Annotated in this window: 9 protein-coding genes; 8 read left to right on the top strand and 1 reads right to left on the bottom strand. The window is 59.9% G+C overall.

The annotated features are described in order from the left end of the window. The first annotated feature begins 73 nt into the window (after positions 1 to 73). From EN862_RS31275 to EN862_RS31255, 5 genes are all read left to right on the top strand, one after another. Positions 74 to 1,345: an ABC transporter substrate-binding protein gene (locus tag EN862_RS31275; protein ID WP_127868147.1), complete on the top strand. Its 1,272-nt coding sequence runs from the start codon at positions 74 to 76 to the stop codon at positions 1,343 to 1,345. A gap of 97 nt (positions 1,346 to 1,442) precedes the next feature. Then, complete coding sequence (locus EN862_RS31270) at positions 1,443 to 2,327, top strand: sugar ABC transporter permease (protein WP_127868146.1); 885 nt, start codon at positions 1,443 to 1,445, stop codon at positions 2,325 to 2,327. Next, entirely contained in the window at positions 2,327 to 3,178 is an 852-nt protein-coding gene (locus EN862_RS31265; protein WP_127868145.1) for a carbohydrate ABC transporter permease, read from the top strand. Before EN862_RS31270 ends, EN862_RS31265 begins: the two co-directional genes overlap by 1 nt. A 49-nt stretch (positions 3,179 to 3,227) precedes the next feature. After that, positions 3,228 to 4,370, top strand: a complete 1,143-nt coding sequence (locus EN862_RS31260) for an ABC transporter ATP-binding protein (protein ID WP_127868144.1) — start codon at positions 3,228 to 3,230, stop codon at positions 4,368 to 4,370. Positions 4,371 to 4,398: 28 nt separating this feature from the next. After that, a complete protein-coding gene (locus EN862_RS31255) occupies positions 4,399 to 6,546 on the top strand; it encodes a beta-galactosidase (RefSeq protein WP_127868143.1) in 2,148 nt (715 codons plus the stop codon). Positions 6,547 to 6,794: 248 nt separating this feature from the next. Here EN862_RS31255 and EN862_RS31250 read toward each other — a convergent pair whose 3' ends face one another. After that, positions 6,795 to 8,405: a GMC family oxidoreductase N-terminal domain-containing protein gene (locus EN862_RS31250; protein ID WP_127868261.1), complete on the bottom strand. Its 1,611-nt coding sequence runs from the start codon at positions 8,403 to 8,405 to the stop codon at positions 6,795 to 6,797. Between the two features lie 825 nt (positions 8,406 to 9,230). Between EN862_RS31250 and EN862_RS31245 the strand changes: the two genes are divergently transcribed. The 3 genes from EN862_RS31245 (at position 9,231) to EN862_RS31235 (ending at position 13,378) form a co-directional block, all read left to right on the top strand. Then, positions 9,231 to 9,932: a hypothetical protein gene (locus EN862_RS31245; RefSeq protein WP_127868142.1), complete on the top strand. Its 702-nt coding sequence runs from the start codon at positions 9,231 to 9,233 to the stop codon at positions 9,930 to 9,932. Between the two features lie 36 nt (positions 9,933 to 9,968). Beyond that, complete coding sequence (locus tag EN862_RS31240) at positions 9,969 to 11,591, top strand: GMC family oxidoreductase N-terminal domain-containing protein (protein WP_127868141.1); 1,623 nt, start codon at positions 9,969 to 9,971, stop codon at positions 11,589 to 11,591. 245 nt (positions 11,592 to 11,836) lie between these two features. Then, positions 11,837 to 13,378 carry a GMC family oxidoreductase gene (locus tag EN862_RS31235; protein WP_127868140.1) on the top strand — a complete coding sequence of 514 codons (1,542 nt, stop codon included), beginning with the start codon at positions 11,837 to 11,839 and terminating at the stop codon, positions 13,376 to 13,378. Positions 13,379 to 13,428 lie beyond the last annotated feature (50 nt).

The raw sequence follows: 13,428 nt of genomic DNA, 5'->3' as shown, positions 1-13,428 counted from the left end.
TCCTGCCTACATACGATACGCATTGCCTCGGTTCAATTGGAATCCGGCTATTCTCAGGGAGGAGATAAAAGCCATGACAACCAAGCTCGCCGCGTTGTCGACGACAAGGCGCCGTTTCCTGAAAGGCACCGGCGCGGCGCTTGTCGCGTCCGCCACTGGAGGGCTTTGCCTGCCTGCTTTGGCGCAGCCGCAGGACATCACGATTATCTCCAATCTCAGCAATGTCGAGCAGCGTCAGATCCTTCAGCGGCTGGCGACCGAATTCGAGGCGAAGTCCGGCGGCAAGATCGTCATAAACAACATGGATCACGAGGCTCACAAGACGGCCATCCGCTCCTATCTTGTCGTCGGCGCCCCTGACATCTGCTTCTGGTTCTCCGGCAACCGCATGAAGGCGTTTGTCGCCAAGGGTCTTTTCGACGACATCTCCGATCTGTTCGCCCGGGAGAACTACAAGAGCGTGCTCGGCGCGACGACGAGTGCCGTCACGGTTGGCGACAAGCAATATGGCCTGCCGATGGGCGGCATCCTTTGGGGTCTGTTCTACCGCAAGGACGTGTTTGCGCAGCACAACTGGACCCCCCCTAAGGACTGGAAGGAGTTCCTGGCCTTTGGCGAGGCGGCGAAGTCCGCGAACCTTGTTCCGATCAGCATGGGCACCAAGGAACTGTGGCCCGCAGGCGGCTGGTTCGACCATATGAATCTGCGCATCAACGGCCTCGACAAGCACATCGCTCTGATGGACGGCAAGGTTCAGTATACCGATCCAATGCTGACGCCCGTCTTCGACAAATGGAACGACCTGCTCAAGGCCGGTTTCTTTTCGCCGAGCCACAGTTCCTTCGGCTGGGAACAGGCCGGTGCTGCCCTGGCACAGAAGAAGGCGGCCATGATGGACCTTGGCGGCTTCGTCAGGTCCGCCTTCCCGGAGGCGGACTTGCCGCAACTGGCCTATGCACCTTTTCCCGAGATCGAGCCCGGCGTCGCCCGCTACGAGGATTTCTCGGTCAACTCCATCCATGTACCTGCGAATGCAAAGAACAAGCAGGGCGCGCGCGACTTCCTGGCTTATTTCTACAAGCCGGAAAATCTCGGGGCCTTCCTTGCCGCCGAAGGCGCCATTCCGCCTCGCAATGACTGCCCGCCAAGTCACGACCCGCTGGTCAACACGGCTGTCGAGGAGCTTAAGAAGGTGGTCGCGACGTCGCAATATTACGACCGCGACACCGATCCGGATATGGCACAGGAAGGCATGACTGGGCTTCAGGAATTCATGGTGAAGCCCGAGCGGCGCGAACAGATCCTGGGGCGCCTCGAAAAAACCCGCAAGAGAATCTTTGGCTGATCCTCCCTGGCTGGCGGGCGCCGTCTTTCGGCGGCTCCCGCCTCTTTTTCGGGTGATCGGTCGTTCGGATAACCCAGTCTCTTTGGGATAGACTGCCATGTCTCGTCTATGGCGCAGAAATCGTCATTGGGTGACCCCTGCCCTGTTCCTGCTGCCGGGACTCATCCTGTTTGGGACGGTGATCCTTGCCGCCTCAATCGAGACGGTCTGGATTTCGCTGCATGACTGGGATGGCATCGGTGCCAAGGCCTGGGTCGGGCTCGCTAACTATGTCGAGCTGGTCGACGACCCGCAGTTCTACGTCTCGCTCAAGAACAACGTCATCTGGCTGCTGATCTTCATGCTGGCGCCGCCGATTGGCCTCGCGCTTGCCCTGATCGTGAACCAGCGGATCCGCGGCATGCGTTTTCTCAAATCGCTGTTCTTCGTGCCCCTGGTTCTGGCAACCGTTACCGTTGGTGTCGTGTTCGGCTGGGTCTACGATCCGAACTTCGGTTTGCTGCAGCTTGTTTTCAGCGCCTTTGGAGCGACCGCCCCGGCGCTGCTTTCAGACGAGACCTTCGTCACCTTCGCGGTTGCCGCCGCCGCTCTGTGGCCACAGATCGCCTTCTGCATGATCCTGTTCCTGGCGGGGCTGAACAGTCTCAACGACGATCTGATCGCCGCCGGGCGCGTCGACGGCGCGCGCGGCTGGCGCATGCTGCGCCATGTCGTCCTGCCGCAACTGTCGCAGGTCGGCTTCATCGCCATCGCGGTGACGGTGATTGGCGCGCTGCGCTCCTTCGACATGATCGCGGTTATGACCAGCGGCGGCCCCTACGGCTCATCCACCGTGCTCGCCTACCAGATGTACCAGGAATCGATCTTTTCCTATCGCTTCGGCTACGGCGCCGCGATCGCCACGGTGCTGTTCGTGATCATGATCGTCTTCATCGCCTGGTATCTCAATGGCCTCATCAAGGCTGAGCGGAGCAACGTCTGATGTATCCGCGCCCCATTCCCGAAGATGCCAGGGTCCAGCGAGCCCTCTATCTGGGCGGCGTTGCCCTGGTCGTGATCCTGTGGCTGCTGCCGCTGCTTGCCGTCATGCTGACCTCGATCCGCTCCAACGAGGAGCTGATGGCCGGCAACTACTGGGGCTGGCCGCAGAAATTCAGCCTGATCGAGAACTACAAGGCGGTTTTCGAGCAGACCGCCATGCTGCGCTTTTTCCTCAACAGCCTGCTGATCACCATACCCTCCGTCATCGGCGTCCTCATCCTGTCGACGCTTACCGGCTTCGTCTTGTCGCGCTACCCGTTCTGCGGCTCCAACCTGATCTTCGCGCTCTTCGTCGGCGGCAATTTCCTGCCGGCGCAGATCATGATGATCCCGGTCCGCGACCTGATGGTACGGCTCGGCCTCTATGACACCGTCTATGCGCTGATCATTTTTCACATCGCGTTCCAGACCGGTTTTGCCACGCTTTTCATGCGCAACTTCATCGCTGCGTTGCCGGGCGAGTTGTTCCAGGCGGCGCGAGCCGAAGGCGCCTCGCCATTCCAGACATTGCGCCACGTGGTTCTTCCTCTGGTGCGGCCGGCACTGGCGGCACTCGCCATCCTCACCTTCACCTTCGTCTGGAACGACTATTTCTGGGCAATCGTCCTTACCCAGAGCGATGCGGTCAAACCGGTCACCGCGGGCCTGAACAATCTGCGCGGCGAATGGACATCGGCCTGGAACATCGTTTCGGCGGCCACGATCTTCGTCGCCCTGCCGCCGGTCGTGATGTTCTTCATGATGCAAAAACACTTTGTCGCCGGCCTAACCATGGGGGCCGTCAAGGGATGATCCGCCGCGAACCCTGCCGCACCCGACACGCACGGAAAGGCGCCCCGATATGAGCAGCGTGGAATTGCGAAAAGTCGACAAGCATTATGGCAGCTACCATGCCCTCAAGACAGTCGACTTGAAGATCGAAAAGGGTGAGTTCGTCGTCATGGTCGGCCCGTCCGGCTGCGGAAAGTCAACATTGCTGAAGACGATCGCCGGGCTGGAAGCGATCAACTCCGGCCAGATCGTGATCAACGGGCGCGACGTCACCAGGGAAGAGCCCGGCGACCGCGGCATCGCAATGGTCTTCCAGTCCTATGCGCTTTACCCGCATATGACCGTCGCCGAGAACATGGGCTTCGGCCTCAGGATGGCCAAGCGGCCCAGGACTGAAATCGAGGCTGCCGTCAAACGCGCGGCACGGATCCTGCGTCTGGAGGAGCAACTCGACAAGCGCCCGAAACAACTGTCGGGAGGACAGCGCCAGCGCGTCGCGATCGGTCGCGCCATCACACGCTCGCCCGAGGTGTTCCTGTTCGATGAGCCGCTGTCGAACCTCGACGCCGCGCTGCGCACCCAGATGCGGGTCGAGCTTTCTGGCCTGCACGCGCAGCTCGGATCGACGATGATTTACGTCACCCACGACCAGGTCGAGGCCATGACCATGGCCGACCGGATCGTGATCCTCAACAAAGGCCGGATCGAACAAGTCGGCTCCCCGCTGGAGCTCTACGCCAACCCCGCGAACATCTTCGTCGCGGGCTTCCTCGGCGCGCCACGCATGAATTTCATCGAAGCGAAGGCGGTGAGCGTCGAGGAATCCGCCGTCTCGGTAGCGGCTGCCGGCCTGCCGGCACTGAGCTTCGGCGGCATCGACGTGGGCGGCTTTTCGGCTGGCGACACCCTGACCATCGGCATCAGGCCGGAGGCGCTACATGTTGAGCCAAGCAACCGCGCAATGCCGGTGTTCTCCAGTCGGGTGCGGCTGGTTGAGCAGTTGGGGCGCGAAACCGTTCTCTACGTCGACGCCTCCCCGCTTCAGGCGACCAATTCCGACAGCGGCACCGGCAATTTCACGCTCCAGCTCAACAAGGTTTCCGCGATCGGTGTTGGCGCCACGTTGCAGGTGGGCTTCGAAATCGGCGACGCCTATCTCTTCGGCCCTGATGGCCGCACGCTCACGCCACGAAAACCCGTCGCTTCAACTTGAACCCCGAAATTTCGAAAGTCCCATACGCATGAACCGCAAGAAGCCAGCCCCGCTATCCGTATGGCGGCCCCTTCATCTCGACCGCTTTCTGCTCGGAGCGCCGCACTACCCCGAACATGTCAACGAGGGCTGCTGGCAGCGTGACGCCGAGCGCATGGCTGCCGCCGGCGTCAACACCGTGCGGATGGGGGAGTTCGCCTGGCACATTTTCGAGCCCCGCGAAGGCAGGTTCGAGTTCGGCCTGTTCGATCGCGCGATCAAAATTCTCGACCAGGCGGGGATCGACACGATCATGTGCACGCCGACTGCGACCCCTCCCCGCTGGCTCACTGTCAACTACCCCGAAGTGCTGCGCGTCGACATCCACGGGCGGGCATCGAGCCACGGATCGCGCCAGCATGCCGACACCTCAAGTCCGGTATTCCGCGCCCACAGCCGCCGCATCACCCGCGCCATGGCCGAGCACTACCGGGACAACCCGCGTGTGATCGGCTGGCAGACGGACAATGAGCTCAACACCACCGTGTCGGAATCGTTTGCGCCGTCGACCCGACTGGAGTTCCAGAAGTATCTGCAGAATGCCTATGGCACCATCGAGGCGCTGAACTTCGCCTGGGGCGGCCACTTTTGGGCGACGGCCTACGACGATTTCTCGCAGATCGACCTGCCGAGACCACTCATGCCGTCCTACCCGAGCCCCGGCCATGTGCAGGACTACCATCGCTTTCTGGCCGCAGCGACAGCCGCCTTCCAGCGCGACCAGGTGGAGATCCTGCGCGCCGCCAATCCGGACTGGTTCATCTTTCACAATCTCGGCCAGCTCGCCGACATCGATTTGCGCGGCCAGTTCGGACAGGACCTCGATTTCATCGGCTTCGATATTTATCCGATGCTCTATGACGAAATGCGCCGGACCGGTGGGCACGCGGCGACCCAAGCCCTCCATCTCGATATCTGCCGCGCCTATTCCGGCAACTTTATCGTTCCGGAGCAGGCCTCAAGCCTCGGCAGTCAGCCCGGATTCTCGACGATGACGCCGGAGCCGGGCGAAATGCGCCGCATGGCCATGAGCTCGGTGGCGCGCGGCGCCGACGGTGTCATGTTCTTTCGTTGGCGTCCTGCGCATTTTGGCGCCGAGATCTACTGGATGGGCGTCATCGATCACGACGACGTACCGCGCCGCCGCTATGACGAGGCAAGCCGCTTCTTCCACGAAATTGCCGCCGTCAAAGACCAGATCCTAGGCACGGCGGTGCGCATGGATCTCGGCATTGCCGGCGCGGACTTCGACAACCAGGAGGCCCACAAGACCTATCCCATCGGGCTTCCCAGCCCGCTTCAGGACGCGACGCTGCTCCATCGCCACTGCTACCACAATGGTATCGCATGTGGGTTCATTCATCCCGAAGACGATCTTTCGCGGCTCAAAGCGCTCTACGTTCCGCATTGGGTGATGTGGAAGGATCAATGGGACAAGGCTGTCGAGACGTTCGTGCGCAATGGAGGCACGCTGATCCTGTCGGCATTGAGCGGAACAAGGGACGAGAACAATCACATCATCCGTGAGCAGGCTCCCGGCAACGCCCTGTCGGCACTGAGCGGCGTCAAGGTGACAGAGTTCGGCCGTGTCGTTGCCGAAGGCGGCAGCGGCCTCTTCCCCCTGTTCCGTCCGGCCGCCATGGGTGCCTATGCGCCGCCGCCGCTGCCGGCCTCATCGGTCGAACGCAAATACCTGTTCACCTTGGGCAATGAAGAATTCCAGGCTTCGCATTTGTACGAGTTGCTCGAGGTAGCGCCTGACGTAGAGGTGCTCGGTGCCTGGTCGAACCGCTTCGCCGCCGGTTCTCCGGCCATCACGGCCCGCAAGGTGGGGCAAGGTCAGGTCGTCTATCTCGGCACATATCTTACGCCGCAGCTGGTTGAGAAGCTCGTCGATGTCGTGCTGACCAAAGCCGGTATCGTGCCTTTGCTGCCCGACCTGCCCGCCGGAGTGGAGGTTTCTATCCGAGCGGCCGAGGACCGCCGGTTGATGTTCGTGCTCAACACCACGGAAACTCCTAAGACTGTGGCGAACGTCCCCGCGGGTGTCGATCTGCTGACAGGCAAAAAGGTTTCGGGAACATTGCAGCTTGAGGCCTATGGTTGCGTGCTCATTGGAACCGACCGGATCGAATAGAGCAATTCCAGGAAAAGTGTGAGCGGTTTCCGTCTGGAATTGCGTCACTTCTAAGCGCCCAAAATGCTAAAGGCATTCCTCTCTAGAACAGCGTTTCACGGAAACGGCGAACCGCTCTATCTCTTTTTTTGACGGCATCTCGGCTGAATGGGCACAATCGACTGTCCTGCGGAACAACCGGCAAATCAGCATTCAGTGAAATTGGCCCGAGGACGGGAGATTTCTGACACGCCGCCCAGGACCGCCAACTAGCCGCTCGACGTGAGGCCGTGGTCTCTCCGAATGTGGTCCGCTCCCTTTTCGGCGATCATAATCGCGACGCCGTTGGTGTTACTTGACACCAGGTTGGGCCCGACGGAATTGTCGCACACCCTTAGGCCCTCAATCCCGTGTACCTTCAAGTCGCTATCGACGACGGCCATCTCGTCGCGGCCGATCTTGCAGGTTCCCATTGGATGTAGAGCCGCGTGGGCCTGCTTGCGAACGTAGGCCTCCACATCCTTTCGCGTTCGGGACGTTCCAGGCGCGTACTCTCGCCTCAAATACTTTGATATTGCTGGCTGTGACATTATATCTCGGCCGAATTCAACACCCTCGCACATCACCTCGACATCGTAGTCTTCCAGAAGGTAGTTTGGCATAATGTAAGGTGGGCTGGCGGGATTGTTGTTGCGGAGTCCGATCCATCCAACCGACTTTGGCCTTGTCTGACAGATATTGAGTGTCGTTCCATTGCCTCCTGGGACAGTATCGACTCCTTCTTCGACGCCCGCGCCGGGCATGAAACAGCACTGCAGGTCCGGTCGGTCCTCATTCAAAGAAGAGCGGAAGAAGGCGCCACCCTCAACGACATTGGCAGTGCAGGGCCCCCTCCGAAAAAGCAGGTACTCCAACCCGGCGATCGCCTGCCAATGTGGTTTTTTGTATTTGTCATAGCTGAAGGGGCCATTCACCTCGTGAATAATAGAAACCTCGATGTGATCCTGCAGATTTTGCCCGACGCCCGGCAAATGCTTGACCAAATCGACGTCATGCCGCTTGAGATCATCGGCATTGCCCAGCCCAGAAAGCATCAGCAGTTTCGGAGTGTTTATTGCGCCCGCCGTTACGATGATCTCACGAGCAGCATATAATACAGCCCGGCTGCGCTTGAACTGGACCTCTATCCCCACGGCGCGGTGGCCGTTGAAAACGATCCGAAGCACCTTCGCATTGGTTTGCACTTGGAGATTTTTGCGCTTGCGGGCTGGTTTCAGGTAACTGACGGCTGTGCTGCCGCGGCGGCCGTTCCGCGAATTGATTTGATAGAAGCCACACCCCTCCTGCTCTCCAGAGTTGAAGTCGGGGTTGTAGGGCAAACCCGCCTGCTGGCATGCCTGCACCCAGATGCGGCTCATTGGATGCGTATATTCTTGGTCGGATACCGGCAGCGGGCCTTCGGTGCCATGCAGTTCGTTGGCGAACCGGTCGTTGGATTCGCATTTTTTGAAATAGGGAAGAACGTCCTTCCAACCCCAGTTGTCGGCCCCTGCCGCTTGCCACTGGTCATAGTCTCGCGGCTGACCCCGCAGATAGACCATGGCGTTAACGGAGCTGCCGCCACCCAGGACCCGAGCCTGCACCATTGTGGGGTTCGGATCGCCCGTGTGACCAATCTTCGGCGTCCATTGATAGCGCCCGACCAAGCTACCCTGGCCAGTCTTGTAGTAGGTGACGGGTAGATGGATCCAGGGGCTGCGGTCGCTAGGCCCCTCCTCGAGAAGCAGCACCGAGACATTAGGGTCTTCGCTGAGGCGTGAAGCCAAGACGCAGCCCGAGGACCCGCCGCCCACGATGATGAAATCAGCTGTGCGTTGCATTGCCAATAAGGAACTCCCATGCAGAAAGGTCTGCGACACAGGGCCCACCGCGTTACTCCTTGGCCATCTTGGCCAGCGAGCAAGGTTGCCGCGGTGAGGCCGTATATATTGTCCGCCCAAGAAAGCTTTCCCGTCGATGCGAGCAACTTCACGACGGTTGAGCGGCTATTGGACCAGGCAGTCATCAGGGCCGGTTGATTGCTCGCCGTGCCTCTCGATTCCAATGGCAGTTGCTAGATTAGTTTGAGGTCGGAACAGATGCTCGGCGCAGATAGCCTCAGAGCTTGCCGGCGGTCTCCAGCGTGGTAAACCTCACAGCATCCGCTACATTGGCCTCGATCCCAAGATCGCCTGCTTCGCCGCCATCCTGAGAACGAAATCTTTCGAAGTGAGGTCACGGCAAAATCCCCCAATGCTTAGCGGCTGATCGGAACCGCATCGGTGTGGCAAGGTCATCGGGCATTCCCCTCATTGGCAATTTCGCACTTCCACTCTTTCTGACGCAGTTAGACGTTGGTTGCCGCTGAAGTGGCGGGCCCGAGCTACCTGGGCATCTCCACGGCAGCTAATACACGGAAGACCTGCGCTGAACGCGGTTGATGGCGGCCGCATCAGGATCAAGCGGCAAACGCGTCAGGTTGCGCCATGTATTGCCAAACTGCGAAATTGAGGTCGAGGTGTAGGTGAAGCAGTCTGACCGGAGCTTCGATTCAACACGGACCGACCAAATCGTTACTGGCCGCAGCGCGGCCTATCGGCTTGCTGACACCGGTGCGCAATTTCGGTGTTTGAGTCATCAGCCACTCTCGCCTCCTGGAGCATGACATGACTGAAGAGAATCGAAGCCGCCGTTTGTCCTTCGACGGCAAGTATATTCAGGCCTCCCTCGTCGAGACAGTACGGGATTACGACGCGAACGGCGTCGTGACGAACCTGTCCAATGAAGCGATGATCGTCGATGGCGGGGTCTCCGGTGTGGTTCCGCCGTGGAAATCGACCATTCTGCGAGGCGGCACGATTGCGAGGGCGGAAAGAGTATCAATCGTCGATGTGCCGGACGCGACGAACCTCGGCGGTATCATGTTCGATGGCTGGGACTGGTTCGGCAATCGCCTGACCGAATTCCCGCGCACTACGCCACTTTTTATCTCCAAGCACGATGTGGTCGGCCAGGTAGCTCTCAACCCATGGCGATTTTCCAATCACCCGGAACCGCGTGACGAGACGGTACATTATGACATCCAGCTCAATCTCTGGTGGGCACCGGCCAAGACCGATGCCGTCATCCACAACACCCATTCGTTCCTGGAAATTCACACCCAGATCTTCGGGCTTGGAAGGATCCAGATTTTTCACGACCAGGCGGGCGAAAATCTCTATCGCGAGATTTCGACGGCGCCGGGCGACACACACGATCCGATCGTGAGGGTCGCTGATACACGACACTACACCTATCCCTGGCACCGCGGCTGGACAGACGAGGACTGCGTCTGGATGGCGATCGAACTGCACCCGAAGACCGCTTGAAACAGGCTTCAAACTGCCGAATAGGAGAAAAATCAGTTGCAAGAAGCCTATGACTACGTGGTTGTCGGCGCAGGCACGGCCGGTTGCATCCTTGCCAACCGCTTATCGGCGAATCCATCAAACCGGGTGCTTTTGCTGGAGGCCGGCGGGCGCGATAACTGGATCTGGTTCCATATTCCCGTGGGGTATCTCTTTGCGATCGGAAACCCACGCTCCGACTGGATGTTCCGGACCGAGGCGGAAGCCGGGCTGAACGGCCGAAGCCTCGCGTATCCGCGCGGCAAAGTGATTGGTGGGTCTTCGGCGATCAACGCGATGATTGCCATGCGCGGCCAAGCCGCTGATTATGATGGCTGGCGCGATCTCGGCCTCCCGGGATGGGGATGGAGCGATGTCCTCCCGGTGTTTCGCCGTATCGAGGACCATTTTTTGGGTGCGGGACCATACCACGGCACCGGCGGCGGCTTTCGGGTCGAAGCGCCGCGGATATCATGGCCGATCCTTGACGCTGTCCGCCAGGCGGCTGTCGAAATGGGCGTACCACGTACTGACGATTTTAACACCGGTGACAATGTTGGCACCGGTTATTTCCATGTCAACCAGAGGCGCGGCCGCCGCTGGTCCTCGGCAAGGGGTTTCCTCAAACCGGTGCTCGACAGGTCCAACCTTACCGTTGTTACGGGCGTAGTCGTCGACAAGCTGGAGATCTCGGCTAAGCGCGTCACAGGGGTCATATTTAGAAGGGAAAACGGCACCGTCGAAACCGCGCGCGCAAAGGGCGAGGTCATCCTCAGCGCTGGCGCCATCGGTTCCGTGCAGATACTGCATCGCTCAGGCATAGGCCCCGGGGAATGGCTGCAGAAGGCCGGCATCGATTGTGTTGTCGATCGCCAAGGCGTTGGCCGCAACCTCCAAGACCATCTACAGCAACGGGCAATATACAAGGTCAAGGGTGCCCAAACGCTGAACGACATCTACCCCTCGTTGTTTCGCCGGGGATTGATGGGTCTCGATTACGCCATCCGCCGCCGTGGACCGCTTACCATGGCGCCATCGCAGCTCGGCATCTTCACGCAATCCGATCCGACACAGCAGCGCGCCAACATCGAATTCCACGTCCAGCCGCTCTCCTTGGACAAATTCGGCGAGCCCCTGCATCGCTTCTCGGCGATCACCGTGGCAGCCTGCAACCTGCGCCCGACCTCTCGAGGAACTGTCGTGGTGAGCTCAGCCGATCCGACAGCGGCGCCGGTGATCAGGCCTAAATATCTGAGCACCGAGGAGGACCGCCAGGTCGCCGCGGATGCTATCCGCGTGACGCGACGCCTGATGAAACAAAATGCCCTGCGCCATCTCCAGCCGGAAGAATACCTGCCTGGCCCCTCCGTCAGCGACGAGGCGCAGGCGTTGGCCAAAGCGGCCGGCGACATCGGCACCACGATCTTTCACCCGGTCGGGACTGCCAAGATGGGGAGGACCTCTGATCATGATGCGGTTGTTGACGCTTCGCTGCGCGTCATCGGTCTTGATGGCCTGCGGGTCATCGACGCCTCGATCATGCCGTTGATCGTTTCTGGAAACACCAACACGCCGACCGCCATGATTGCGATGAAAGGTGCCGACATTATCCTGAACCAGGCGGGCGGCGTCCTTGGGTAGCACGATCAACAGATGTCCTGCGGCCAAAATCAAATTCGACGCGTCCAGTCGAGCTATCGAAGCGTGCATCACGTGGCGCCAGAGATCTTGCCAATGCGAAGTTGCTGGTGAAGCCGCGGGGTGGAAACCATCTTAGCAACGCCGGGGAGCACCAGTCGGCCACCACACCTCCCGCGCGGTGGGTTCAAAGCCACAGCGGGAGCTCGCTCGTGGCTTCTGACGCCGCGCAGGATTGAATCGAGACAATGCAGATGAGTCGGATTTTACCGGATGTCATCGTGATCGGCAGTGGGGCTGGCGGTGGTTCGCTGACGAAGCGGCTAGCCGATATCGGTCTCAGGGTGCTCTTGCTGGAGCGCGGTGGTTCGCTGCCACGCGAGCCTGATAACTGGGACGTGGAAAAGGTCTTTCGCCAGAAGAAGTACAGCCCGCTAGAGGTTTGGCAGGATCGGAGTGGCAAGACGTTCCGCCCGTCCAGTTGGTATAATGTGGGTGGTTCTACCAAGTTCTTCGGCACAGTGATGATGAGGCTCCGCAGCCGCGATTTCGAGGCCGTCGAGCACGAAGAAGGCCTGTCACCGGCTTGGCCTTTCCCTTACAAGGAGCTTGAGCCCTTCTATGCCGACGCCGAGAGGCTTTTCGGCGTTCATGGTGACCCCTCGCAAGATCCTTGGGAGCCGCCGCGCTCCGCGCCGCTACCATATCCCGCCGTCGGATCTGAGCCATATGTCGCCAGCGTTGAGAAGAGATTGAGGGGCACTGGCGTCCATCCGTTCCCATTGCCCGTGGCTGTCGACTTGCACCCCGGTGGCAAATGCGTGCGCTGCGCGACGTGCGATGGTTTCCCCTGCTCAGTCGGGGGCAAGAATGACGCCGAAACTCGTTGTGTGGAACCGGCTATCGGAACCGGTCGCGTGGAGCTGTGGACTGATGCGTTCGTCAGGCGTCTTCTGCTTGCGGCCGACGGCCGCACCGTTAATGCCGTTGAGGTGTATCATGAGGGAGAGATCAAGGTCGTCACGGCACGAACCGTTGTGCTGTCGGCCGGTGCGGTCAATTCGGCGTTGATCCTGATGCGTTCCGCGACGGAGTCTTTCCCGAACGGACTTGCCAACAGTTCGGATGTGGTTGGGCGTCACTATATGACCCACAACCTGACAACCATGATGGCTATCTCAAGCCGGCTCAATCCAACGAAATTCCAGAAGACGCTCGCTTTCAATGATTTCTACGATGGAGAGCCGGGTTATCCATACCCGATGGGCAATGTGCAGACACTGGGCAAACTACAATCCGGCATGCTCGTCGCCGGCACCAAGTTTTTGCCATCGCCGGTGGCACGGGCCTTGACCCGGCGCAGTTTCGACATACTGACCACATCAGAAGACCTGCCACAGCCGGGCAACCGCGTCATGCTGAGGAATGGTGGTGTGCAGATTTCCGTGCAGGCCAGCAACATGGAATGCCATCGCCGTCTCAACAGACGGGTCAAATCCATCCTTCGCGATGTTGGCTTTCCCCTGATCTTGGCAAAGACGCTTCCCGTCAACTTCACGGCGGCACAATGCGGCACGATCCGCATGGGCGCTGATCCAGCCACTTCGGCGCTGGACCCTCATTGCCGGTCTTGGGATCACAGCAATCTGTTCGTAGTCGATGCCTCGTTCATGCCAAGCTCCGGGGCAGTCAATCCCGCGCTTACGATTGCGGCGCAGGCCCTGCGGGTTGCGGAACATATAGCGGTCGCCGATTTTGGCGCTGGCAAGCCTATTCGCGATCGAGCTTAAGCTGCTCCAGGAAAAGGTTAGGCAGCCCGATTCTGGCTGACCGTCTGGTA

Origin of the sequence: Mesorhizobium sp. M2E.F.Ca.ET.219.01.1.1 (genome assembly GCF_004016445.2) — a bacterium.
Classification (GTDB): domain Bacteria; phylum Pseudomonadota; class Alphaproteobacteria; order Rhizobiales; family Rhizobiaceae; genus Mesorhizobium.
This window is presented reverse-complemented; position numbering and strand designations above follow the sequence as displayed.

Coding starts and splice junctions, on each gene's coding strand:
- EN862_RS31275 (WP_127868147.1), top strand. CDS start 74: ATGACAACCAAGCTCGCCGCGTTGTCGACGACAAGGCGCCGTTTCCTG.
- EN862_RS31270 (WP_127868146.1), top strand. CDS start 1,443: ATGTCTCGTCTATGGCGCAGAAATCGTCATTGGGTGACCCCTGCCCTG.
- EN862_RS31265 (WP_127868145.1), top strand. CDS start 2,327: ATGTATCCGCGCCCCATTCCCGAAGATGCCAGGGTCCAGCGAGCCCTC.
- EN862_RS31260 (WP_127868144.1), top strand. CDS start 3,228: ATGAGCAGCGTGGAATTGCGAAAAGTCGACAAGCATTATGGCAGCTAC.
- EN862_RS31255 (WP_127868143.1), top strand. CDS start 4,399: ATGAACCGCAAGAAGCCAGCCCCGCTATCCGTATGGCGGCCCCTTCAT.
- EN862_RS31250 (WP_127868261.1), bottom strand. CDS start 8,405: ATGCAACGCACAGCTGATTTCATCATCGTGGGCGGCGGGTCCTCGGGC.
- EN862_RS31245 (WP_127868142.1), top strand. CDS start 9,231: ATGACTGAAGAGAATCGAAGCCGCCGTTTGTCCTTCGACGGCAAGTAT.
- EN862_RS31235 (WP_127868140.1), top strand. CDS start 11,837: ATGCAGATGAGTCGGATTTTACCGGATGTCATCGTGATCGGCAGTGGG.